20 protein-coding genes are annotated in these 23906 nt (G+C 48.6%); 11 read left to right on the forward strand and 9 right to left on the reverse strand.

Going from position 1 to position 23906, the window contains the following annotated elements; translation table 11 throughout:
* Nucleotides 1-204: 204 nt before the first annotated feature.
* Entirely contained in the window at nucleotides 205-1749 is a 1545-nt protein-coding gene (locus ACXAGR_RS20250; protein WP_474852218.1) for a hydroxymethylglutaryl-CoA reductase, read from the forward strand.
* Nucleotides 1750-1858: 109 nt separating this feature from the next.
* Nucleotides 1859-2872, forward strand: a complete 1014-nt coding sequence (locus tag ACXAGR_RS20255) for a hypothetical protein (RefSeq protein WP_474852220.1) — start codon at nucleotides 1859-1861, stop codon at nucleotides 2870-2872.
* Between the two features lie 44 nt (nucleotides 2873-2916).
* On the opposite strand, the gene ACXAGR_RS20260 is transcribed toward ACXAGR_RS20255, so the two are convergent.
* Together ACXAGR_RS20260 and ACXAGR_RS20265 are read right to left on the reverse strand one after the other, a co-directional pair.
* Nucleotides 2917-6189, reverse strand: a complete 3273-nt coding sequence (locus tag ACXAGR_RS20260; protein WP_474852519.1) for an amidohydrolase family protein — start codon at nucleotides 6187-6189, stop codon at nucleotides 2917-2919.
* A 233-nt stretch (nucleotides 6190-6422) separates the two neighbouring features.
* The gene (locus ACXAGR_RS20265) at nucleotides 6423-6596 is read right to left on the reverse strand and encodes a hypothetical protein (RefSeq protein ID WP_161599083.1); all 174 of its coding nucleotides are present in this window, start codon (nucleotides 6594-6596) and stop codon (nucleotides 6423-6425) included.
* A 227-nt stretch (nucleotides 6597-6823) separates the two neighbouring features.
* Here ACXAGR_RS20265 and ACXAGR_RS20270 point away from each other — a divergent pair, with 227 nt between their 5' ends.
* On the forward strand, nucleotides 6824-7060 hold the full coding sequence (locus ACXAGR_RS20270) for a ribbon-helix-helix domain-containing protein (RefSeq protein ID WP_474852222.1): 237 nt from the start codon (nucleotides 6824-6826) through the stop codon (nucleotides 7058-7060).
* Nucleotides 7057-7341 (forward strand): type II toxin-antitoxin system RelE/ParE family toxin, encoded by a 285-nt coding sequence (locus ACXAGR_RS20275; protein ID WP_474852224.1) that lies wholly within the window; start codon nucleotides 7057-7059, stop codon nucleotides 7339-7341. The genes ACXAGR_RS20270 and ACXAGR_RS20275 overlap by 4 nt, the downstream gene beginning before the upstream one ends.
* A 29-nt stretch (nucleotides 7342-7370) precedes the next feature.
* On the opposite strand, the gene ACXAGR_RS20280 is transcribed toward ACXAGR_RS20275, so the two are convergent.
* Nucleotides 7371-8069: an NUDIX hydrolase gene (locus tag ACXAGR_RS20280; RefSeq protein ID WP_474845245.1), complete on the reverse strand. Its 699-nt coding sequence runs from the start codon at nucleotides 8067-8069 to the stop codon at nucleotides 7371-7373.
* Complete coding sequence (locus tag ACXAGR_RS20285; protein WP_474845243.1) at nucleotides 8062-8628, reverse strand: nicotinate-nicotinamide nucleotide adenylyltransferase; 567 nt, start codon at nucleotides 8626-8628, stop codon at nucleotides 8062-8064. Before ACXAGR_RS20285 ends, ACXAGR_RS20280 begins: the two co-directional genes overlap by 8 nt.
* A 129-nt stretch (nucleotides 8629-8757) precedes the next feature.
* Here ACXAGR_RS20285 and ACXAGR_RS20290 point away from each other — a divergent pair, with 129 nt between their 5' ends.
* From ACXAGR_RS20290 to nadE, 3 genes are read left to right on the forward strand one after another with little or no spacing between them, the layout of a single operon-like run.
* Complete coding sequence (locus ACXAGR_RS20290; protein WP_474845241.1) at nucleotides 8758-9393, forward strand: isochorismatase family protein; 636 nt, start codon at nucleotides 8758-8760, stop codon at nucleotides 9391-9393.
* A 19-nt stretch (nucleotides 9394-9412) separates the two neighbouring features.
* Entirely contained in the window at nucleotides 9413-10621 is a 1209-nt protein-coding gene (gene pncB, locus ACXAGR_RS20295) for a nicotinate phosphoribosyltransferase (RefSeq protein ID WP_474852227.1), read from the forward strand.
* 8 nt (nucleotides 10622-10629) lie between these two features.
* On the forward strand, nucleotides 10630-12744 hold the full coding sequence (gene nadE, locus ACXAGR_RS20300) for an NAD(+) synthase (RefSeq protein WP_474852228.1): 2115 nt from the start codon (nucleotides 10630-10632) through the stop codon (nucleotides 12742-12744).
* Nucleotides 12745-12811: 67 nt separating this feature from the next.
* On the opposite strand, the gene gorA is transcribed toward nadE, so the two are convergent.
* Nucleotides 12812-14161 carry a glutathione-disulfide reductase gene (gene gorA / locus ACXAGR_RS20305; protein WP_474852230.1) on the reverse strand — a complete coding sequence of 450 codons (1350 nt, stop codon included), beginning with the start codon at nucleotides 14159-14161 and terminating at the stop codon, nucleotides 12812-12814.
* A 124-nt stretch (nucleotides 14162-14285) separates the two neighbouring features.
* Between gorA and ACXAGR_RS20310 the strand changes: the two genes are divergently transcribed.
* The gene (locus ACXAGR_RS20310) at nucleotides 14286-15623 is read left to right on the forward strand and encodes a sensor histidine kinase (protein WP_474852232.1); all 1338 of its coding nucleotides are present in this window, start codon (nucleotides 14286-14288) and stop codon (nucleotides 15621-15623) included.
* Here ACXAGR_RS20310 and nosR read toward each other — a convergent pair.
* From nosR to ACXAGR_RS20330, 4 genes are read right to left on the reverse strand one after another with little or no spacing between them, the layout of a single operon-like run.
* On the reverse strand, nucleotides 15615-16949 hold the full coding sequence (nosR, locus tag ACXAGR_RS20315) for a response regulator c-di-GMP phosphodiesterase, NosR family (protein ID WP_474845231.1): 1335 nt from the start codon (nucleotides 16947-16949) through the stop codon (nucleotides 15615-15617). The genes ACXAGR_RS20310 and nosR overlap by 9 nt on opposite strands.
* A gap of 36 nt (nucleotides 16950-16985) precedes the next feature.
* Nucleotides 16986-17924, reverse strand: a complete 939-nt coding sequence (locus ACXAGR_RS20320) for a sensor histidine kinase (RefSeq protein WP_303573862.1) — start codon at nucleotides 17922-17924, stop codon at nucleotides 16986-16988.
* Nucleotide 17925: 1 nt separating this feature from the next.
* A complete protein-coding gene (locus ACXAGR_RS20325) occupies nucleotides 17926-18291 on the reverse strand; it encodes a hypothetical protein (protein ID WP_474852234.1) in 366 nt (121 codons plus the stop codon).
* A 26-nt stretch (nucleotides 18292-18317) separates the two neighbouring features.
* Nucleotides 18318-18878, reverse strand: coding sequence for a response regulator (locus tag ACXAGR_RS20330; protein WP_119499978.1), 561 nt, complete (start codon nucleotides 18876-18878; stop codon nucleotides 18318-18320).
* 360 nt (nucleotides 18879-19238) lie between these two features.
* Here ACXAGR_RS20330 and ACXAGR_RS20335 point away from each other — a divergent pair, with 360 nt between their 5' ends.
* The 3 genes from ACXAGR_RS20335 (at nucleotide 19239) to ACXAGR_RS20345 (ending at nucleotide 23806) form a co-directional block, all read left to right on the forward strand.
* A complete protein-coding gene (locus ACXAGR_RS20335) occupies nucleotides 19239-20942 on the forward strand; it encodes a two-component system response regulator (protein ID WP_474852236.1) in 1704 nt (567 codons plus the stop codon).
* A 141-nt stretch (nucleotides 20943-21083) separates the two neighbouring features.
* Nucleotides 21084-23120 carry an oligopeptidase A gene (gene prlC / locus ACXAGR_RS20340; protein ID WP_474852238.1) on the forward strand — a complete coding sequence of 679 codons (2037 nt, stop codon included), beginning with the start codon at nucleotides 21084-21086 and terminating at the stop codon, nucleotides 23118-23120.
* Nucleotides 23120-23806 carry a DNA-3-methyladenine glycosylase I gene (locus ACXAGR_RS20345; RefSeq protein WP_474852241.1) on the forward strand — a complete coding sequence of 229 codons (687 nt, stop codon included), beginning with the start codon at nucleotides 23120-23122 and terminating at the stop codon, nucleotides 23804-23806. The genes prlC and ACXAGR_RS20345 overlap by 1 nt, the downstream gene beginning before the upstream one ends.
* Nucleotides 23807-23906 lie beyond the last annotated feature (100 nt).

Raw genomic sequence — 23906 nt, forward strand, 5'->3', positions numbered from 1 at the left:
ATAATTTGTGTACAAAAAATGTGCGTTATGTCCGTTTTTGTTAAGTCATGTCCGTTTCAGGCAAGTCCTGAAAGGTTGACGGGGGTCAACCCAGTGGCTGGTTTGACCGGGAAAGAAGTGAAATTGTTGTTAACTGACGCTACTGTATTACATTGATAATAAGCGCGTCTCAAAAAGCGTCAGCCATTAAAAAGGAAGTGCCTCATGTTTATCCCCAGCATGCTTTTAAAGCAGTTGTATACCCACGGCAGTCTGCAAAAAACGGAAGATGGTTTGTGCTTTATGCTGAAGAACCGGTTGAAAGACGCCAGTATCAGCGAAATTTTACATATCGTGCTGGATGGCAATCATATTCCGAAAGAGAAAATTACTCTGAAAGTCGGGGCGGACATGCTGCTCTCTGCCGAGGAAATTAATGCAAAAGGGGACATTTCTTTTCCGCTACGGGAAGTTATTACGGTCTTTTTGAACGTGCGGGCAAAGGCCGGGCCTGAAAAGCTTAAATTGGGACTTTCTTTTAAGGCCTCACCATTCGGTAAGCTGAAGTTTGAAGTCGAAGACAACATTTCAGACATCAGTGCCAAACCGGAGGGGATCCCAAGAGATCCCCATGACGACTATCAGGCAGAAATCATCAAAGCCCGTCAGGCATATTTCGCATCTGCAACCGGCGCGCCGGTGAATCATGTGGGCAACTATTCCATCGACTCCAACACACTCAAAGGCAATATTGAGCACTTTATTGGTGTGGCGCAGGTGCCAATTGGCATAGCGGGTCCGCTCACCATTGACGGAGAATATGCGAAAGGCGATTTTGTGGTGCCGCTGGCTACCACTGAAGGCACGCTGGTGGCGTCTTATAACCGTGGCATGAAGCTCCTGAATATGAGCGGTGGCGTGAAAGCAACAGTGGTTGATGATGCCATGCAACGGGCGCCGGTTTTTGTTTTTTCTGATGCTCGCGGGGCACGGGATTTCGTTAAATGGATAAATCAAAATATCGAAAAGATCCGTGAGGAAGCAGAAGCGACATCTTCGGTGGCGAAGCTGACTTACATCGACCATTTCCTGTCTAACAAATTTGCGTTTCTCCGTTTTAACTACAGAACCGGAGATGCCGCCGGTCAGAATATGGTGGGGCGCGCCACATTTGCTGCCTGTGGCTGGATCATGGATCACTACGAAGGGATTGTGAATTTTTATCTGGAGTCTAATTTTGCCACCGACAAAAAGGCCTCGCAGATAAATATTATGCGGACCCGGGGAAAACGGGTTACTGCAGAAGCAACAATCAAGCGCGAACATTTACTCAGCGTAATGCGGGTGGAACCAAAACAAATTGATTACCATGGCAGAGTAGCTGGTATCGGTTCGTTTTTATCCGGCGTCAATAACACCGGCCTGCATTCGCCTAACGGTATCACCGCCATGTTCATTGCCACGGGACAGGATGTCGCTAATGTCTCTGAATCCTCGGCGGGGATCATGTACTCCGAGCTCACCGAAGAAGGGGATTTATATGTCTCGCTGACTATCCCTTCTCTGATTGTTGCTACCTACGGCGGTGGAACCGGCATAGGTACACAGAAAGAGTGCCTGGAGCTGATGGATTGTTACGGCAAAAATAAAGTGTACAAATTTGCCGAGATTGTAGGAGCGGTGGCACTGGCCGGAGAGATCTCGCTGGCTTCGGCCATTTCTTCATCCGACTGGGTGTCGTCTCACGAACAATACGGACGTAACCGGTAACTGAGACGCCGTGCGGGTAACATTCTGAAACTTATCTCCCTTTGCGCAGAGAACTGACCATGCAGTAAACTTTACCGGTGGCATGGTTAAGCAAACAGGGAGTGTTGCTATGCAGAAATCTGCTCAGTATCGTCTTATCTATTTCGTTCTGATGGTCACTACATTTGCCGGCGGCTATTACTTTCTACCTGACACAATCCGGTTACCGCAGGATAAGTGGCTCACCGCACTTTTTGCAGGCCTGTATTTTATTGTTTTGCCTGCAGCGTACTATGTTTGTGTTGTTGTGAAAGGCAAACAGAAACTGTGGAAAATAATCATCAGTTTTAGTCTCGCGGCGGTGGCCGCGCGGTACACCTTCCCTGAAGATCTTGCTGCTTATTTTGAGTTTATTTCCTGGCTACGTTATCCCATTGCGGCAGTGCTTATTATTCTCGAATTTGCATTGGTTTATATGGTGGTTAAAAGCTTGTGGAAAGCCCGTCATCTTCCCGGTGATCCGAGATTGCATGCTCATAAAGCGTATGCAGAGGATGACAAAAAACGAATGACTGCTGTTTTATGGGCCCATGAACCGGCATCCTGGTTTTATGCCATTCCCCGGTTTACCCGCCGGCATGTGTCGCCCGTGGGGAAACTACATACCAAATCAGACAGCGTGATTTATCAATGCGTGCTGACAGGCGGAATAGTGTTTGCGGCTGCGCTTTCATACTGGCTTTTGGCTGAATGGAGTCATACCGCAGCGGTTATCGTTTGCAGCCTGATCCTCTGGACGATGATTTCTGCCATTGCCAGTATCCGTATAGGAAAGCATTTCTCGCTGTATATTCAGGACGATGATCTGGTCATCAATCCGGGTTTCTACAGTACCCTGTTCGCCAGGCTGTCTGCCATTGAGTCTGCAGAGGCAGGGAGCTGGAGCAGAGCTGACTGTGGTGATGCATTGATTTTGGGGCAGGGTGATGAAGCTAACGTGCGCATCAGATTCAGTAAGCCGGCGCTGTTATATTCAATGATGGCGACATTTGATGACTGGCAGGATGAGGTTTATCTTATTTGCCGCGATCCACAACAGGTCGCTGACAGTCTCAAACCTGCGATGGCGTTGCCAGCAGCATGAAATAAAAAGGGCGCCTTATCAGGCGCCCGTACAGGTTTAAGGTATCAATGTCTCCAGTGATACATATGCGCTTTGGCGTTGATTTCCTGCGCAGTCTCTTCCGGCATAAACAGTTTGTTATCTGCCTCGAAGAAGAACGGCTTACGCTGTTTACGGCTTCCCACTTCATTCATCGTCGCAGCCTCATAAACCCGTCCGTTCAGCACGGTATACTCAACAAATTCGCTTCTGCGGATATCGCTCAGTACATCACCGTCAATCACAACTAAGTCGGCCAGCTTACCTTTTTCTATACTGCCAAGGTCGTTACCCATGCCTAAGTGTTTGGCACCGTCAATGGTTCCGCCACGCAGGGCTTCCCATGGCGTGAAACCACCCTGAGCCATACTCCACAATTCCCAGTGAGCGGCTAAACCTTCACGCTGGCCATGGGCACCGATGTGCACGCTCACACCTTTGTCGCGCAGTGTTTTTGCATACGCTGCCACTTCGAAGTGATTGTACTGGTTATCCGGTGCGGTAGGACGGCGGATAGCACGGCTGTCGAGAATGGTTGACGGCACATAGCGTAGCAGACGTTCGTTCTTCCACACTTCAGTTCTGTCGTACCAGTACTCTTCGCCCATCAGGCCACCATATGACACCACGAAGGTTGGCGTGTAACCCGACTCTGTGGCTGCCCATAACTGGTTAACATCATCATAGCCTTTCGCCACGGGGAAACTGTGCTCAAGGCCGGTATGTCCGTCTACCACCATAGTCAGGTTCTGCTGCATTTTACCGCCGCCTTCCGGCACAACCATCATCTGCTGTTCGTGTGAAGCCCACAGAATTTGCTGACGTTGGTCCCGACGGGGCTGGTTATAACTTTTTACTGAAATCGCACCGGCTTCTTTCAGCCTTTCAACATGGAAATACGCATCATCGTAGTTGTTGATAATGGCTTTATAACCCAGTGACTCCGCACCGTATAAAATCGCGCCGGTGGAATAAATGCGCGGAGCAATAATATCGCCATGCCGTTGCAACTCTGAGGCGGCAAAGATTTCAGTGGTGTCGTTGGACGGATCGTGAATCGTGGTCACACCAAACGCTACGTTGGCAAATTGTCCCCAGTTTTGTTGAGGAATAATTTCGTTACGCCCCTGAGAACCGTGAGCATGGGCATCGACTAAGCCCGGAATAATGGTTTTTCCGCGGGTATCGATGCGCATGGCGTCATCAGGAATAGTAATTTCGTCAAGTGAGCCAACGGCTTCAATCCGGTTATCGCGAATAAGCACTACGCCGTTTTCGATGACTTCCTGTGTGTTATCTGCATCACGCATGGTAACGACTTTGCCGCCAACCAGCGCTTTGTAGCCACCGGGTTTATCTGCCTTCGATTTGAAAGACAGGTTCATGCCTTTGGTTTCCGGTTCAGGCAGTGCATCTTTTTCTTTACCGGCAACAAAAGTAAATGCATCTTCCAGTGCGCGCTCGTAATACACCGGTCCGTGGAACCAGCCTACCGACGTACTATCAGGACTCCAGTTCAGGTACTCGCCGGCGCGGGCAGAGAGCTGTGTAACCGGTAATGATGTCATGTCCGGTCCCAGCGTAATTTTCTGACCATTGTCTACGAATGGTGCTACGTAGGTCTTGAACTGGTAAACAAAAGCCACCCACTTTTTATCATGAGACAAACGGTATTCGCTGACTTTATCCGCGCCGTATAAATGCGTGCGTTTGTCTTCACCGCGTAAATCAGTGCTGCTCAATTGCGTTTCAGGGTAAGCAGAACCGCCGGCGCGTTCGGTGAAATACACACGACCATCATCACCGGCAAAATGGGGTTGTGCACCACTTTCGCTGACTCTGACTTCAGTGTCGTTCTTCAAGTCAGCCACATATAAGCCCGGCTCTACCGAATAAGTAGGATCCAACAAATAGCCGCCGCTGAATTTCCGGAATGCGACATAACGGCCATCTGGCGAGAAGCTTGGCTCTACATAATGCCCCGGCTTTTTGGTGATCACTTTCCCTTTGCCACCTTTGGCGGAAACTATGCGTACATCACCCAGCTTTTCGTCATTCCAGGTGGTGTACACAATGAACTTTCCATCGTTGGTATAACGGGGAAAATATTCATCGTGCTCATTTTGTTTCGTCAGGCGGGTCATTTTGCCGCTTTTAATATCTTTAACATAAAGCTTGCCCAGGGCCTGGAACAAAATACTTTTGCCGTCCGGCGACTTTTGCGACCAGCGAATCATTTTTACATCGAATTCTTCCGGTGCCACATCCACATCAAAGCGCAGTGCATCTGCATAATGCAGTGTCGCTTTTACGCTGACATCAATATCTCCGATATTGCCGGTTTTAATGTCGATGTTGTGAAACTTACCTCCTGTCCAGTAAACCAGAGACTGGCTGTCGGGCATCCAGTCATAATAGGCAAAGTAGCCTTCAGAACCGAAGCCTTCCTGCATATCCCGCTCAAGGGTAAGGGTTAGCGGTTTCTCAAGGCCGGTTTCCAGCTCTTTGAGGAAAAGCCCGGTTTTGTTTTTTACCCTGCGGATAAAGGCGATGTATTTACCATCCGGTGAGGGCACAGGTACAATAGCGCCACCGGTGCCACTGATAAAACTGTCCTCTTTACCGGTTTTGCGGTCGAAGCGGGTGATGTCGAAAATCCCTTCAAGGGGATCTCTGTTGTACTCGAAGCCTGCACCCGGCACGGTGTTGTGGGTGTAATAGATGTACTGACCATCATGTGAGAACACCGGGTCGGCAATATTTTGCTGATCGGCGTTCCCGTGTTCGCGGGCTTTGATTTGCAGACCGTCACCACCGGCAATGTGATACATCCAGATTTCACCGGCCGGAATACTCCGGCTGGACATAATCCCTTTGGTGGCAACAATGTACTGCCCGTCCGGACTCCATTTCGGAGAATGAATGATGTTTTTCTTTTCCGTAGTCACCTGACGCAAATTACTGCCGTCGATATCCATCACCCACACATTGGACAAACCGCCGCGGTCTGAGATAAACGCAATATGCTTACCGTCGGGCGAAATGGCGGGATGAATGTTCCAGGCAAAATCCTGTGTTAGCGACGTTGCAGCGCCGCCGGATAACGGCACTTTATACAAATCGCCCAGCATATCGAACACCATAAATTTGCCATCCGGTGAGATGTCCAGGCTGGACCAGGTGGTTTCGCTGGTTTCAATATCCACGCTGTTAAGTGCGAAGGGAGGCTTGAGCACATCCCAGTTTTCGTTTTCTGATTTGTCTGTCGTTTCGGCCAGTGCAGCACTGCTGCCCAGCATCAGGCTGACAGCAAGTGCCAGACTGTTTCGGGTGATTTTTATCATTATGCGTTCCGGTAAAGGTACTTGTTGTGTGTTATGCGGCTGGCTGGTATCAATGCCGGCGAACAGCCCGTTTCCCGTTCAGAAGCATACGACACGGCTTACCGGATTTGCAAAGCGGATGGTTTTACTAAAGAGGTTATTCATCGTATCTGGAGGTTTACGACAACGACCCGCAAACTGAGACAGACCTAAAGCGATGCGGAAGAAGGGTCCAGTTCAGTGAGGATCCAGCGGATGCACAAATGAAAAAATGACACCATTAAGGCTGAAAAACCGCTCATCACCAGGTTTGCAGTCAGAACATAGGTTGCAACAAACGCAACAGCGAACAACACAGCGACAGTTGAAATACCCGCTCTCATAATATAACTCTCCATTAAATTTAATGAATGTATTATGCGCGGTATTTCAGAAAGTGCGTAACGGGACTAATTGATAGACTTAATCTTAAAAATTAATCAAAAAGTGGTTCTGTATTTGAGTTCAGGTGAACAGACATTATTGATGTGGGATATTACTGACAGTTATTGGCAGAAAGCAATTGAAGTGGTGTAAAATTGCACCAGTTGCTTTTTACAGGAGAATAACTATGCCCCGGCAAAGTATCACTTTAACCGAAAAAAACGATGCCTGGCTCAGGCAGCAAGTGGAGGAAGCGGGTGAATACGCGAATAAAAGTGAACTTGTGAATGATCTCATTCGCCGGGCGAGGCGGGCTGAAATCATAAATCACCGCCTGGCGATAGCGGAGAAGAGCGGGGTTAGTTATCAATCTCCGGCCGATATGCTTGAAGAATTCAAAAAGAGGCAATCTGAAGAGCCGTGAACTATGTACTTTCCGAAAACGCAAAAGAAGATCTGTACAGAATATATGTATACGGCGTTGCGACGTTCGGACAAGAATTGGCGGAAGATTATTTTTGGAAAATGCATAAGGCTTTCGGAAGAATTTCAGAAGATCCTTTCCGCTTTCCATTGGTGAATCATATCCGTACCGGTTATCGCCGTTATGTATTCCGGTCTGACACTATTTACTTCAGAATTGCAGAAAGCATGGTTGAGATTATGGCAATCATTGGTAGTCAGGATGTGGATGAATGGCTCTAGTTTTTAAAAGCGTTTTTACTGTAAACCCGTTAATCAAACGCACCTTGCATGACCCGGGAGAAAAAGTGGGGCTTTAACGGGTGTTTGTGGGTGTAAAGTTTGGCCCGGCTTCGTTTGACAATTTTACTGTCACCGGTTTCTTCCACTGACATACTTTCTTCAATCCGGTCTCTGAAGTTCTTTTTGTGCAGGGGTTTGCCAAGCACGATTTCATACACCGTTTGCAATTCTGAGAGGGTAAACGGATTCTTGAAAAAGTAATTGGGTTCGGTGCTGTATTTTGCGCGGTGATAAAGCCGTTGAAAGGCTTTCTGTATAAGTTGCTGATGGTCAAACGGCAGTGTCAGTGAGGGTGAATCACGCAGAAAATCGCTGACATCATGCCAGTGAACATGCTCAAGACACGGCGCAGAGTCGTCCACCAGACACAAATAAGGACAGGTAATACTCCATCCCTCCGGATCCCGGCTGATGTTACCCTCAAATTCCAGTTTAGCGATATAAGACGGGCTCAGGCCCACCTTTGACTGCAAATTGCGAAGGAGTGTGTCGTTGAGTGTCTGATCCTTGTCGGTATGAACAAATCCGCCCGGCAATGCTAATACGTTGGCATATACCCGCGCATCAGCAGGGCGGCGGATCAGGGCAACTTCCAGCTTATCAGCACGGATACGCAATAAAATGGCGTCAATGGTACACACCGGGGTCGGGTAAGCAGTTTCACGCATATAACTGATGCCTGTTGATGTAGTCAGCCACGGAAGGGGTTATCAGCGATGTTGCGGCATTCCCCTCTGCCAGCGCCTCACGGACCATGGTTGAACGGATAGATTGCCGTTCAGGTACCACCAGAACATGCCACTTTTCTTCAATTTCCTGCGCTTTATAAAACTTCGGCCAGTTTGCTTTGTTATCCGGCCCGATGACGAAAGTAAGCTGATCGCCGCTAAACTGCGTATTGTGTAAGTAAGACAGTACATCGTAGGTGTACACAGGGCTTTCACCGTCACTGATGAGATGCTCAACGGGCAGGGCATGTATACGGTCATCCTGAAGATCACTCACGAACGCATTCAGCATGGCAACCCTGTGACTGTAATCAATCATGTTTTTCGCGAATGCGTGGCAAAAAGAAGGGATGAGCACTACCCGTTCATAGTGATTTGCATGTGCCAGAATCGATTCAATCGCATCAGCATGCCCCTTTGTGGGCGGATTAAACGCTGAACCAAACACCGCTACTTTCATATTGAATACCTTCTTAATGAGTGTTTTTAAAATACTCATTAGTTACCAGAAAGGCAAATAAAACCACGACTTAAAAGACTCCAAATAGGTTAGGTAGTGATTGATTAAATTTTGATTGACTTTAAAGGGTATTGATAGAATACTCTTTAAAAAGTGAGGAGCTTATTGATGACAATTGCATCCGTTAACGTTGATCCGCAAAAAGGGTTTACCCCTTTATGCCCCGATGAACTGCCTGTTCCGGGCGGAGATGAGATCGTACCGGCGTTGCTGGCGCAAAATGCACTGGCGGATTTCATTGTGGGTTCCAGCGATTCTCATTGTGATGCAGCCTTGTTCCGGGTGGAGAACGACGATGAACAGTTTCAACCGCTGGAGCATCCGAATACCGATTGCACATTTAAAATGCACTGCAAGCCGGGAACAAAAGGCTTTGAGCTGCTTGACGGTTTACCTGCGCCCACAGAGTACGATTTTTTCGTCTGGAAAGGCGTGGCTCCCGACCTTCATCCCTATGGCGCCTGTTACCATGACCTGGCTGAAAAGCTGTCCACAGGGTTAATCGAGTACTTACGCTGTAATGACGTGACAACAGTAATTGTAGGTGGCCTGGCGACAGATTTCTGTGTCGCTACTACCGCCCGTCAGCTACAAAATACAGGCCGGTTTACTGTCATATTGCACCTTGATGCGTGCCGGGGCATTGCGCCTGACGGTATCGACACCCAAATTCAATCTCTTAAAGAATCAGGAGTTGTCATCGCCGCTACCATCGACGATGTCAAAAAGGCCCTTGCTGCATAATCCACTAAGAAACAAACCCATGTCCCGAAATTCTCTGTTTAAGGAACACTTAAACTTCTCTGCGTTAGATAACGACTTCTACAAAATGAACATGTGGCAGTGTTTTATGCACCAGTTTCCATATGTTGAAGATGTGGAATACCGGTTTGTGGTGCGCAGCGATGTGGATTTACGTCCATACCGGGCTGAAATTCAACAGGAGCTGGAAAAGCTCGACGGCCTCCGGTTTACGCCGGACCAGATAAGCTGGCTGGAATCCATCCCCTGGTACACGAAAGACTTCATTGAGTGGCTTCGAATGTGGTCTTATCAGACACGCTTTTTACATTTTTCAGAAGAAGACGGTCAGTTGTCGATTCGTGCGAAAGGCCCCCTGATGCACGTACATAACTTTGAGATGCCAGTATTGTCTACCGTGGCAGAAGTGTACAACCGCCGGAACTACCCAAACAAAACCTACGAGGATGTGCGTCAGCCTTTATTCGAGAAGGTGAAATGGCTGAAAGAACAGCATGAAAAGCACGATTTGTCCGGTTTATCCATTGCTGAGTTTGGTACCCGTCGTCGCTTCAGCTATGAAGCACAGCTTACTGTTATTGATATGCTGAAAAGCATGGTGCCGCAATTTCTTACCGGTACATCGAATATGCATCTGGCGAAAGAGTTCGACATTTTGCCAATCGGTACCATGGCCCATGAAATTTTTATGTTGTCCCAGCAAGTTGGCGTGCAGCTGGTGAATTCACAAAAGCACACCCTTGAAGCCTGGGTGAAGGAGTTCCGTGGCCAGCTGGGTTACGCGTTAACCGATACCATTGGTATGGACGCTTTCGTCCGTGATTTCGATTTGTACTTTGCAAAACTGTTCGATGGTTTAAGACATGACTCCGGTGATCCGATAGAATTCGGGGAAAAGGCGATTCGCATGTATGAGAATTTGCATATTGATCCGCGAACGAAAACCATTATTTTCAGTGACGGGCTGGATTTTAAAACCATGGTAACGCTGTTTTTGCGGTTCCGCGGGCGAATCAAAACATCATTCGGGATTGGTACCTTTTTGTCTAACGATGTTCGCGGCGTGACGCCACTGAATATCGTGATGAAACTGGTACGGGTTAACGGTAAGCCGGTGGCGAAAATATCTGATGCGCCGGGTAAAAACCTTTGCGAAGATCCTGAATTTGTAAGCTACCTGAAAAAGGTATTCGAAGTAGACTGGGCATAAGATCACCTATGGCAAATTACACCCGAATCGGCACAGCAGCGCTGCGTCAAATTCCTTTCGACTTTAAGGGCAATGTGTCCCGAATCCTCAGCGCTGTTGAGCGTTCAATGGACGCCCATATCAATATCCTGCTTATGCCTGAACTTGCACTGACAGGCTACGGGTGTGAAGACAATTTCAGTTACCAGGAATTTAACCAGGCGACGGAAGCTGCGCTGAACGATGTGCTCGCCGGCTATCAGGCACTGGCCCATGAGCGCGAACACGCCGGCAACATGCTTATTGCTATGGGCATGCCGGTGATGTTTCCGGGCGGTCAGGTGTATAACACCACGGCGTTTATCAGTGCAGATGGCCTGCACGGTTTTGCCTGTAAACAATATCTGGCCCGTAATGGCTTGCACTATGAGCCGCGCTGGTTTGAAGCCTGGCCACGGGGCAGGGTGGTAAATCATCCGACTTTCAACGTGCCCTTTGGCGATGTGGTCGTGAATGCCGGTGGCCTGCGTATTGGCGTGGAAACCTGCGAAGACGCCTGGGTGGCAAACCGTCCGGGGCGTGATCTCTATCATCGTAACGTGGATGTATTATTAAACCCCAGTGCCTCTCACTTCGCGGTAGGCAAAAATTTTATCCGCGAGCAGTTTATTAAAGAAGGCTCCCGTGCCTTTGGCGTGGTGTACGCCTATGCTAACTTAGCCGGAACGGAAAACGGTACCAGCATTTTCGACGGCGGTTCACTGATTGCTTCAGAAGGTAAAGTGGTTTCCCGTGGTGACCGCTTCAACGTGCGCGACGTGGTGATGAACCAGACGCTGGTGAATGTTAGTGCCAACCGTGTTTCCCGCGTTATCAGTTCTGAAACCATCGATATTGACGACACTAATGTGGTGGATATCGAACTGTCACTCACCCTGCCTAACGATGCCGTGCTGGCTGCACGCAGTAACGACCGCGTAGATTCCGCCAAAGACGAGCTGCCGGTATTCTGGGATGCACTCAGTGGTGATGACTACGCCTACACCGAAATCTGCTATGCGCTGGGCAATGGCTTGTGGGACTGGACTACCCGTACTCACACCGACGGTTACGTGGTGAGTTTGTCCGGCGGTGCGGATTCCGCGCTGGTGGCGGCTTCGGTGTATGTGTCGCATTTCGTGGCGCTGGAACAACTCGGCGTACACGATTACCTGGCGACCTTGCCGAAAGGGTTAGCTGCGAAAATAGACGCCATCGCGCCGGGCGAAGATAAAATTGCCTGGCTGAAAGAAAAGGCCATGCCGAAGGTGTTGCTGTGCTTATATCAGGGCACAGATAACTCCTCTGAAACCACGTTCAACGCAGCGAAATATCTGGCGGAAGAAATTGGTGCAACTTTCCATAGCTGGAATATCGAACCGGTGGTACAGCAATATCACTCGCTGGTAAATGGGTTATATCCGGACCGGCCGCTAAGCTGGAAAACCGACGATATCGCCATGCAAAACATTCAGGCCCGCAGTCGTAGTCCGGGTGTATGGATGCTGGCGAACCGTGAGAACAAATTGCTGATTGCGACTTCTAACTTGTCTGAATCAGCACTGGGTTACGCCACCATGGATGGTGATACGTCCGGTGTGATTTCTGTGATTGCCGGTATCAACAAAACCACTATCCGTAAGGTGAATCGCTGGTTGGAAGAAGTGGGACTGCCGCTGTCTGTTGACGGTAAAAGTGCCCGTCATCAACTGAAAGAAATGCACCGCGTGAACGTACAGCAGCCTACTGCGGAACTGCGCCCGGAAGAGCAGACCGATGAAGCGGATCTGATGCCTTACGTGGTATGCGACTTCATCATGGATTGCTACCTGGCCCGCCAGATGTGGCCAAAGAGCATTCTGGTGGAACTGATGCTCAACGGCTTCGACAAAGAACACGACATGCGCCAGTTGGCTGTTTATGTTGAGCGCTGGTTCAGACTGTTCTGCCGTAATCCGTGGAAACGCTACGGCACCCGCGCCGGTTTCCACATCGAACAGGTATCGCTGGATCCGAAAACCTTCCACCGCTTCCCACTGCTGAATAATGGCTTCAGCGAGCAACTACAGCAAATGTGGGATTATGTTGAGGAAGTGGAAGGGTGATACAGGTCATCTGAACAGAAAAGCCGGTTTATGGAAACCGGCTTTTCTCGTTTATTCGGCACGCAAATCAGGTCATGGTGACAAACTCTTCGGCGCTGGTGGGGTGAATCGCAATACAGCTGTCGAAATCGGCTTTGGTTGCGCCCATCTTCATGGCGACAGCAAAACCCTGCAGAATTTCATCCATGCCCATTCCTATACCGTGCAGGCCAACCACCCGTTCCTCTTCACCGGCGCATATAAGCTTCATTTTCGTAGCCTGACGGTGTTTGGTGACTGCCGTGTACATGGCGGCAAACGATGATGTGTAAATCTTCAGATTTTCCTTACCGTAGGCTTCTTCTGCTTCCGGCTCTGTCATTCCCACAGTGCCTATTGGCGGATGGCTGAATACGACGGTTGGGATGAGATTGTAATCCAGGTGCGCATCGCTTTGGCCATTGAACAAGCGTTCACTGAGCAAACGTCCGGCTTTAATGGCAACCGGCGTCAACTCTGCATGGCCGGTAACGTCGCCCACACAGTACACGCCATCTACCGTGGTGTTCTGGAATTTATCAACTTTAATGAAACCTTTATCGTCGGTGTCGATACCGGTGTTTTCCAACGCCAACTTGTCGCTGGATGGTACCCGGCCAATGGCCCAGATAAGCACATCGGTTTCAATGATTTCACCGGTGGAAAGGGTGATTTTCAGTGAATCGTCATCCTGCTTTTCCACTTTTTCAATTTCTGAAAACTTATGCAGGGCAGGGCCTTCGCTGTCGATAATTTCCGTGAGCGTTTCAGCAATCATGGGGTCGAAATGACGAAGTGGCTGACCATGACGGATAACCAAATCGGTTTTTGTGCCCAGTGAATGCAGTACGCCCGCCAGTTCCACACCAATGTAGCCGGCTCCTGCAACCACTGCCCGTTCGGGCTGTGTTTGCAGGGCAAAGAAGCCGTCGGAGTCGATGCCGTGTTCTGCACCGGGAATATCCGGGAAGCGCGGACGACCGCCAACGGCTATGGTGATATGTTCTGCGGTGTACTGCTCGCCATCTACTTCAATGGTGTGATCGTCAACGAATGTTGCAAAGCCTTTAATAACGGTAATATCGTTGGCACCAAGCACGCGATCATAGGAAGCGTGGATACGCTCAATGTACGCCTGACGGTTGGCCACCATCACTTCCCAGCTGTAGTTATTGACGGTGACATCAAAACCATAGTCAGGGCCATACTTATGAATGGCTTCTGCCACGTTCGCGCCGAACCACATTGCTTTTTTCGGCACACAGCCCACGTTTACACAGGTACCGCCAATATCAGCACCTTCAATGAGTGCGACTTTCTTGCCGTGCTTTGCTGCCCGGTTGGCCGATGCGATCCCGCCACTGCCACCACCAATACAGATATAATCAAAGGTTTTCATAATCATTTGCCCGTTAAGAGTAATATAGCTATTCTGGCACGAATAATTTCTTCGCTCAAAATGCAACAACTGTCTACACTACGAAGTAGCAAGAAATAAAGTCTAACGGGTTATGCGATGGGATATGAGTAGTATGCCTCAGGTAAATGACACGCGCGGTAATCAATCTGTACACATACTCATGCAAGAGCTGGGAAGTGTACTGTGCCTGGACTGCTCTTTGCACACTCTGCTGGATAAATACATTGAGCTGCTGGTCAATCATTTTGAGGCCCGCTGCGGCTTCTATACACCTTTCTGGTTCGAAGAACTTTCTCTGGTTTCCTCATTGCGGGTATTCAAAGAAGAAGCCTGGTCCGGCGATGATGCTGAACTTGATGCGTTGTGTGAGCGGGCGAGAAAGCGATACGCGGCTTATCCTGATGACACATTTCTTTACGACGGAGATGACGACCCTTTTATTTGTTTGCGGCTTGCTGACAATGGTCACCCGGAAATGTGGTTGATCATCGCGCTTGAAAAGCCATTGAGTGATGAGGCATTGAATGCTTTTGTGCCCCTGGTTAGCTGGTTTCAGAATGGAATGGTGCAATGCCGGCGCAAAACCACACTGGACAGTACGCAAACCCGCATTGATGAAATGACCCGGGGAATGGCAGAAACCATGGCTCAGCTTGTACAGGCTGAGAAAATGTCGGAGTTAGGCAAACTCACTGCAGGTATCGCTCACGAAATTAATAATCCCATCGGTTACATCCGCTCTAACCTTGAAACCCTTGTGCAGTATGTGGAAACGTTTGAAGAACTGTTTGCAGAAATCGCACAGTGGGCGAAAACTAAACCTGGTTGCTCAGAGGTGTTGCAGGAACTGGAAGCCAAATACGATTTGTCATTTTTATTAGAAGATGCCCATGAGATCGTAGCAACTAATGTCAGTGGTATTGATCGTATTCGCGACATAGTCAGTGATTTATATGCGTTTTCCAGGAAGGGCGAAGGTAAGATGATGCCGTTGTCTTTACAGGATGTTATACAGCGGTGCGTAAAGCTCACTAAAACCCGTTTCGATAATCATCATCAGATTCAGGTCGATGTTCACACAGACACCCCTTACTGTGTGGGGGATGCTTCACAGCTTGAGCAGGTGATGATTAATATGATGATAAACGCAGCGCATGCTATGCCAGCTGGAGGCGTGTTATCACTAGACTTAAGCAGTACGGAAAACCGTCTTATTCTGAAAGTGAAAGATACTGGCGTCGGCATGGATAAGGTCACTCAGCAGAAAATTTTCTCGCCATTTTTCACTACCAAGCCCACCGGAGTGGGAACGGGGCTGGGGTTGTCGATTTCTCACGGAATTTTACAGGCGCATAACGCCACTGTGTCGGTGGAAAGCGCAATCAACGAGGGGACTGAATTTACCCTGTCGTTTCCCCTCTACCGCGAATCGTCAGATTGATTCGGGTTCGGCCTGATTTTCTGATTCACCCACGTCCAGCCGGCCAGCTTTAATCGTGATTTCAAACATCTTGCCGTGGTCATCTTCGAACTGACATAGTTTGGCAATCGTTGACTCGGTAAATACATGCCCTTCCGGCAAAATCAGAATATGACTGTCGTTGTACAGGTTGGCCGCCAGTACCATGCCGGGGGTAAGCTCGTTGGCAGTAAACGTGTTGTCTATGTGCTTAGGCAATCCGATTTCCTGTGATTCCAGCAGGATATCCAGATACGTTGCGTCATAACGTGTGTTGCGGTGTTTCTTAAGTTCCTGCTTGGCTTCGTTCGGTGTCATGTGTTTTTCGGTCAGGCGTCCGGTGATTAACCGCCAGTAGTCGCGACTTATCGATAAAATTCGGGCACCGTCAGGGATCTCTTTCGCCACCTTGTGATACAAACCGGAACCGTTCCAGTGTTCAAACTGTAATTCGATAATGTCAGAAATCGGTTGCAGATGCTGGGCAGGTGCCAGGATAGTGGCCGCCTGTTTTGTTTGCGACAGAAAATTCTTTTGTTGCTCGTAGTTCAGCTTGTTAAACGGAGGCGCATAATCCGCCGGTGTCAGACCGAGACATCCCAGTTCACAAATTAAGCTGGCATAACGGATCAGTTTAATTTCCTCTGCGGGTAATCCGGCACGCTCTGCTAAAAGGGTCGCAAGCTCACTGACTTCAATGGCAAACTTGCCATCTATATCAGGGTTGATGCTGATCACATTGAATAACACCTGCTCAAGTGCCAGATTGTGTTTCTCAATGCGCTGAAGCGCCAGTTTGATTTGCTTAGTCCGCTTAATCACCGTTTGTTCTAGATTGGCGTTAATGTCCTTAAGCTTTTTATTCTGCAGCCTTGTCAGTTTTTGCAGTCGGGCATTTTCGTCTTTTAATTTAACCCGCTCGAGCCCTTCTTCCAGGGTATTCATTAATTCCTGATTGTCCCAGGGTTTCTGAAGATAACGGTGGATTTTGCCCTGGTTAACGGCCTTTATGGTTGAATCAATGTCTGCGAAACCGGTGAGGACGACACGGAATGTGTCGGGATATAATTTGGCAACCTGTTCTAGCAATTCTGCGCCTGACATATGCGGCATCTTCATGTCAGATACCACAACGTGAACTGTGTGGCTTTCCAGTAACTCAAGGGCTTTCTTGCCGCTCTCTGCCAGCAACATGTTTATATTCATTTTGAACAGGGCACGCTTCAGCGCCCGAAGAATATTCGGCTCATCATCGACAAACAGAATCGTGTACTTCTTTTCCTCTTGAGTGGGCGTCTGCTCGCTCATGTATTCTCCTGTGAACCACGCTTGCTGCTGCCGGCTTTAGCAGTCTGATTCCGGCTCCTGCTCATCTTCCGGGCCGGTCGTCGGCAGACTTAATGTGAAGGTGCTGCCTACGCCTTCTTTACTGGCGACTTTCAATTCGCCGCCATGTTCTTCGGCAATGCCAAATGAAATCGATAAACCCAGTCCGGTACCTTGCCCCTCAGGCTTGGTGGTGAAAAACGGATGAAACAATTTATCGAGGTGCTCCTGTTTAATTCCGGAGCCGGAATCAGTCACGCTGATATGAACATAGTCCCCTTCATGCCATGACTTAACAATAATTTGCCCTTGTTTGCCGGTAGATTCAATCGCCTGACCAGCATTTATTAACAGGTTAGTAAAGATTTGAGTAATTTTCCCTACATTTATATACACCTTTGGTATATCTTCGAGGCGTAATTCCTGCTGGCAAATATATTTCAGTTTGTTATTTACCATACTCAATGTGGTACGCATGCACTGGTTAATATCAAACCACTGCCGGTCGTCAGAGTCTATGCGGGAGAATAACCGCAGCCCGCGCACAATTTCACTGACACGCTCCAACCCTTCGGCAGATTCATCTACCAGCGCCAGAATATCTTCGCTGATAAATTCGATATCGTGTTCTTCAATGGCACTGGCCAGTTTCGATTTAATCGTGTCCTGCTCAGTATTTTCCGGACTTGCCAGCTTAAGAACCTGCGTCATCACTTCCTGGTAAGCATGAACGTAATCAGCCAGAGTGGACAAGTTACTGGAAACAAAACCTACCGGATTATTAATCTCGTGTGCAACGCCGGCGGCAAGCTGACCGACTGAGGCCATCTTTTCTGCTTGTAACAATTGTCGCTGAGCATCGCGGAGATCTTTTTGCAGGCTGTCTATCAACCTGTCTTTTTGCTCCAGTTCCAGCTGCAGTTGATCTGCGCTTTTGCCATTTTCATGTTGTGTCATGTTAGCCCGCACTGCGATAGGTAAAGAATAAGCCCGGTGGCGAAGCCGGATATCCTGTCGGAACGTCAATATGCGTCAGGGCAGGGGAGAGTAAATGTAATGCATCACGGATTTGTGGTGCTTTTATCGGGTATTTTACTTCTTTAACTACTGCCATGCTTTGCCCGGATTTTTGCCATCCATCATAAAAATAGCCGGGTATTTCCGATTTATGTAGTTTTGCCGTGTAAATCGCAGAAAAATCAGGTGTTGTGAGTTCTGTCACCGGTGTATCGTCATGCTCAGATGCCAGACAGGCACATGTCATCACGACAAACAGTACCGCACTTAACACCGGGGGATGCAAAAATACAGAACGTTTCACCATTGACAGACTCCTCAGGCAAACAGGGCTTACACCGTCATAAATTTATCTAACAGTTCTGTCAGATCATGATTAGAAAAAGGCTTGGACAGTACCGCGTCAGCGCCAAGATCCAGTGCCCGTTCAAGGCTGTTGTCGTCGAGGGCAGAAATGACAATGATTTTCAGGCGCTTGTATCTTGCCTGCTCGCGGGTAAATTGAATAACACTGTAGCCGTCCATACCCGGCATACTTAAATCCAGTGTCATCAGTCTCGGGTTATGTTGGCTGAGCATGACACCTGCCTGAAAACCGCCCGTGGCGATCATAGTGTCGTAGCCCGCACGCCTCGCTACGCGCTGAATCGACTTTGCTACAGGCAGTTCGTCGTCTACAATCAAAATGCCCGGGGTTGCTTCTCCCTGCAATTGTGAGGGAACCGGCATATTGTGATGTTCGAGAAATTCAATAAAGTCGTCTACCAGTACACGGTTGTTACCCCGGCCGGGTAACTTAAAACCCTTGAGTTTTCCGCTTTCAATCCAGCGGATGACGGTTCGGAGATTCACATCGCAGTAAGATGCGATTTCGCCAGACGTTAACGTCTTCATAAAGTATTGCTCCGCAAGATGCTCAAATAATGACCTTTGTATTTATAGCACTGAAAATTTAAAGTGACAATAAAGACTAAAGTATAGTAAATGACATTTGTGACAATTGAAGTGTTTGTTTGATTTTTAAGTTTCTGAAAATAAAGGTGTTTATATTTTCTGGATTAGAGAAAATTTACTTTTGTGTAATTATTATACCAATTTATAAGTGTGTACTTATACAAGATACGGTAAAAAGGAATGGTATCGTATAATTACAGGTAAAAGCGGCACTGTCACGTGCCTGCGTTTTGCTTTTAACACACGGGTACATGCGATGCGTGTACTCCGGGTCTCCGGCCCCCGGTAATGAGGTATTTCATGTCTGGTTCTAATGCTGCTGTAACGAGGTTGAACAAACTGGAGCTGCTGATTGTTGATGATGAACCTGCGGTGCTGAGTTCAATCAAACGGGCTGTCCGTCCCTCAGGTTATGTCGTTCATACGGCTCAAAACGGCAAGGAAGCCATGAAGGTACTGGCGAACAATAATATCGCCGTGGTACTTACAGATCACAGGATGCCGGGCATGACCGGTGCGGAGCTGCTGAAATATATTAATCAGTTTTATCCGCAAACCATCACGCTGATGCTGAGCGGAGAAAGCAATTTTGATATGGCGGTGGGCTTGCTGAATAACGGACTGGCGAATAAATATCTTACCAAGCCATGGAATGCCGGGCAGCTCATCAATGAAATTGACCAGGCATTTGAGTATTTTAAAGGACGCCGGAATCATGGCTGGCAACGACGCATCGCAGAACTTACCCGTCAGGTAGATGATGCCGGTGAGCCTCAGATAGCGCCTAATGTGGTCAACATTGATGCCAACGCTGCGCTTATCGCTGTGAAGCTGGTGAATATGGATGATGTTTCCTACAGTCATGGTGAAGATACTATGGCCGCGCTGGTCAGTGAGGTCGGGCAGCTTATTGAAGATGCTGTTGATGGTAACTGTCATGTACGTTGTGATGAATTCGGATTGTTCTCCTTTCAGATGCGTGAAACCAATGAAGAAGAACTTGAGTCCTGGTGTGCCATGTTGCGCCGGAAACTGCAGCGCACATACAGTATTGATAAACGGGCAGTGTATTGCCAGGTGGGCGTTGGCTTCCGTGTACTCGGGAAATCGCCGGTAGATTACAACACACTGATAAAGAACCTTGAGCTCACCATTTTACGGGAAATGCACTCCAGCCACGTATCCAATCTCGACGATGGCACCATAGAGCGTTATCAGCGTCAGCAATTTATTCGTGCTGATGTGCAAAATGGTCTCGACAATAATCAGTTCAAACTGGCTTTTCAGCCCAAAGTAACATTGAAAAACGGGTTGGTGGAAGGTGCTGAAGTGTTGCTGCGCTGGCAGCATCATCATCTTGGCTGGGTGCCGCCTGCAGAGTTTGTCCGTCTGGCTGAACTCGACGGTCAGATTGAAGCCATTGGCGAGTGGGTGTTGCGCCAGAGTGTACGCAGTGCCTCTGAATTGATGCGTTTCAGCCCTGATATCAAGCGCATCTCCATGAACGTGTCGGCCAAACAGCTGCAAAACCACCGGATCGTCCAAATCTTAAAAGACGAAATTGAGCGCTATTCGGTGGACCCTGCATGCCTGGAATTGGAAATTACGGAAACCGCTATTGCTACCAACTGTGATTACGTGAATGGCCTGCTCTGGCAATTAAAGTTGCTGGGAGTCAAAATCGCCATCGATGATTTTGGTGCCGGTTTTACTTCTATGTCGTACCTCGCGAAACTGCCTGTGGACGTACTGAAGTTAGACAAATCGCTGGTGGACAATATCGATTACGAGGTCAATAAGCGGGAACTGGTGAAAAGCCTCATTGAAACTTGCCAGCGTCTGAATATCGGGACCATCGCCGAAGGAGTTGAAACTGAGCAGGTGCTCAGGATCCTGCAAACTATCGGGTGCGACCAGGTGCAGGGCTTTTATTTCAGCAAGGCAGTACCGAGAAATGAGCTGGAAAAAGTGGTGATTACCCAACCATTTGTGTCAATGATGTAACTGCGCTTGTTTTTGTGTTGTGTGATCCCAACATCTGAGTAAATGTTATTAAGTGAAGCAGGCAGTCTGTGCGGTTGCCTGCTGTGACACTTAGCCACCATAATCAAAGTCACATGACATCAGATAACAAGCGAGATCATTATGACTACCCCTGCTATTGAGCAAGTTGACGGGCTGCCGCTTTTTTCCGGTATCGTTCCGCAAGATATTAAGCCCGCGATTGAAAAAGCCATCGAACATTGTAAAGCCACCATCGACGAAGTGGTGGAAAGTAACGATTTTAGCTATGCCAACGTGGTGGCAAAAATTGAAGAGGCTGATGACCGCCTGGGGAAAATGTGGTCACCGGTCTCCCACATGAACTCTGTGGTCAGCAGTGATGAACTGCGGGAAGCCCACGATGCCTGTTTGCCTTTGTTGTCTGAATACGGCACCTGGGTTGGTCAGCACGAAGGCCTGTTTAATGCCTATAAATCTCTTAAAGAAAGTGACGAATTTGCCGGCCTCGATGAACAGCGTAAGAAGCTGATTGATAATACCATCCGTGACTTTACCTTATCCGGTGTCGCCCTGCCGCCTGAAGAGAAAAAACGCTTCGCTGCCATTCAGGCCCGCTTAAGCGAGCTGTCTTCTACGTTCAGTAACAATGTGATGGACGCCACCATGGGCTGGTCGAAACATGTTACCGATGAGTCAGAACTGGCGGGCTTACCTGAATCCGCACTTGCTGCGGCAGAGCAGGCAGCCCATCAGAAAGATCTGCAGGGCTGGTTGTTCACACTGGATATACCCTCTTACCTGCCTGTCATGATGTATGCCGACAATGCTGCCCTGCGGGAAGAAATGTACCGCGCCTATACGACCCGTGCGTCAGAGCAGGGGCCAAATGGTGGCCAGTGGGATAACACAGCCATCATTCAGGAGACTCTGTCCCTGCGTACTGAAATTGCAAAACTGCTCGGGTTCAGCAGCTATGCGGAGCGGTCTCTGGCAACAAAAATGGCCCAATCTACCGATCAGGTAACAGGATTTCTGGAAGATCTCGCGGCAAAATCACGTCCGCAGGCACAGGAAGAACTGGAGGAAGTCAAAGCGTTTGCTGAATCCGGTTTCGGAATTACGTCACTGAACGCCTGGGATTTACCTTACTACAGTGAAAAACTGAAGCAGGAAAAATACACCATTTCTGATGAAATGCTGCGTCCTTATTTCCCCGAAGACAAAGTGTTGCATGGGCTGTTCCGCGTTGTGCATCAGCTTTACGGTTTGACGATTGTTGAGCAGCCGGGAATCGATGTATGGCACGACGATGTACGCTACTTCACGATTACCGATGACGCGGATGTGATGCGCGGCAGTTTCTATCTTGATTTATATGCCCGTGCTAAAAAGCGTGGCGGCGCATGGATGGATGAATGTCGTGTACGCCGTTACAGAGAGGATGGTGAGCTGCAATTACCGGTTGCGTATCTGACCTGTAATTTTAATGGCCCTGTGGGCGGCAAGCCGGCATTGTTCACCCATGACGAAGTGGTTACCTTGTTCCACGAGTTTGGTCACGGCATACATCATATGCTGACTAAAATGTCTGTTGCCGGCGTTTCCGGTATCAATGGCGTGCCCTGGGATGCCGTAGAGCTGCCAAGTCAGTTCCTTGAAAACTGGTGCTGGGAAGAAGAGGCGTTAACCTTTATTTCCGGTCACTATGAAACCGGCGAGCCGTTACCCGATGAACTATTGGATAAAATGCTGGCAGCCAGAGATTACCACTCTGCCATGCAGATGGTGCGTCAGCTGGAATTCAGTTTATTTGATTTCAAAATCCATCAACAGGATGGTGCGAATGTGGATGTTCAGGGGGTACTCGACAGCGTGCGCGGGCAGGTTGCCGTGGTTACACCGCCTTCATTCAATCGTTTCCAGCACAGCTTTGGCCATATATTTGCCGGCGGCTACGCAGCAGGTTATTACAGCTACAAGTGGGCTGAAGTGCTGTCTGCTGACGCGTTCAGCAAATTCGAAGAAGACGGTATATTCAACCGTGATACAGGCAAAGCGTTTTTAGAAAACATCCTTGAGATGGGCGGCAGTAAAGAGCCCATGGAACTTTTCGTTGCGTTCCGGGGCCGTGAGCCTCAGGTAGATGCATTGCTTCGCCACTCGGGGATCAGAACCTGATGGCTGCCGAACCGTTTTCAGAAATTCAAAAACGGGCGGCACAGAGAAAGGGCGGCGCTGCCGCCCTTTCTCATTTAGTCAGTCAGCCTTTATCAGCAAAAGATGTAGTAGCCATTCCTGATGACCGTTTCTTAGCGGCAATGACAAAGAAAGTGTTTCAGTCCGGGTTTGTGTGGCGGGTTATTGAAGCCAAATGGCCGGATTTTGAAACTGTCTTCTTTGGCTTTGATATTGAGAAAGTGTTGCTTATGCCCGATGAAATGCTTGAGCAGAAAGCCACTGACAAACGCATTGTGCGCAATTATAAAAAGGTCATGACTGTGCGAGACAACGCCATGATGATCCAGGACATTAAACATCATCATAATAGTTTCGGTGAATTTGTCGCTGGTTTCGGCCCTGAACGTATTACTGAGCTCTGGTTATATCTTAAAAAGCACGGTGCCCGTCTGGGCGGCAACACCGGACCTTACACGTTACGTGCGCTGGGCGTTGATACCTTTTTGTTTTCCCGTGATGTGGAAGACTACCTGCGCAAGCACGAAATCATCGACGGTTCACTGACCAGTCAGAAGTCGTTGAAAGCTGCAAACGCCTGTTTTGCGCAATGGCAGCAGGAAAGCGGGTTGTCGCTGCAGGAAATCAGCCAGACATTGTCACTAAGCTGGGGCCCCAACGGAAATTAATGTTCACCGTCAGGAGAACACTGCAAAGTTTGACCTAAATAAGCGTAGCGGCGGCAAACCACTGTCGTTCGTTACCGCTTTTGGGTACACTTCTTCATAC

It is taken from the genome of Alteromonas sp. ABH4_457 (assembly GCF_056160625.1).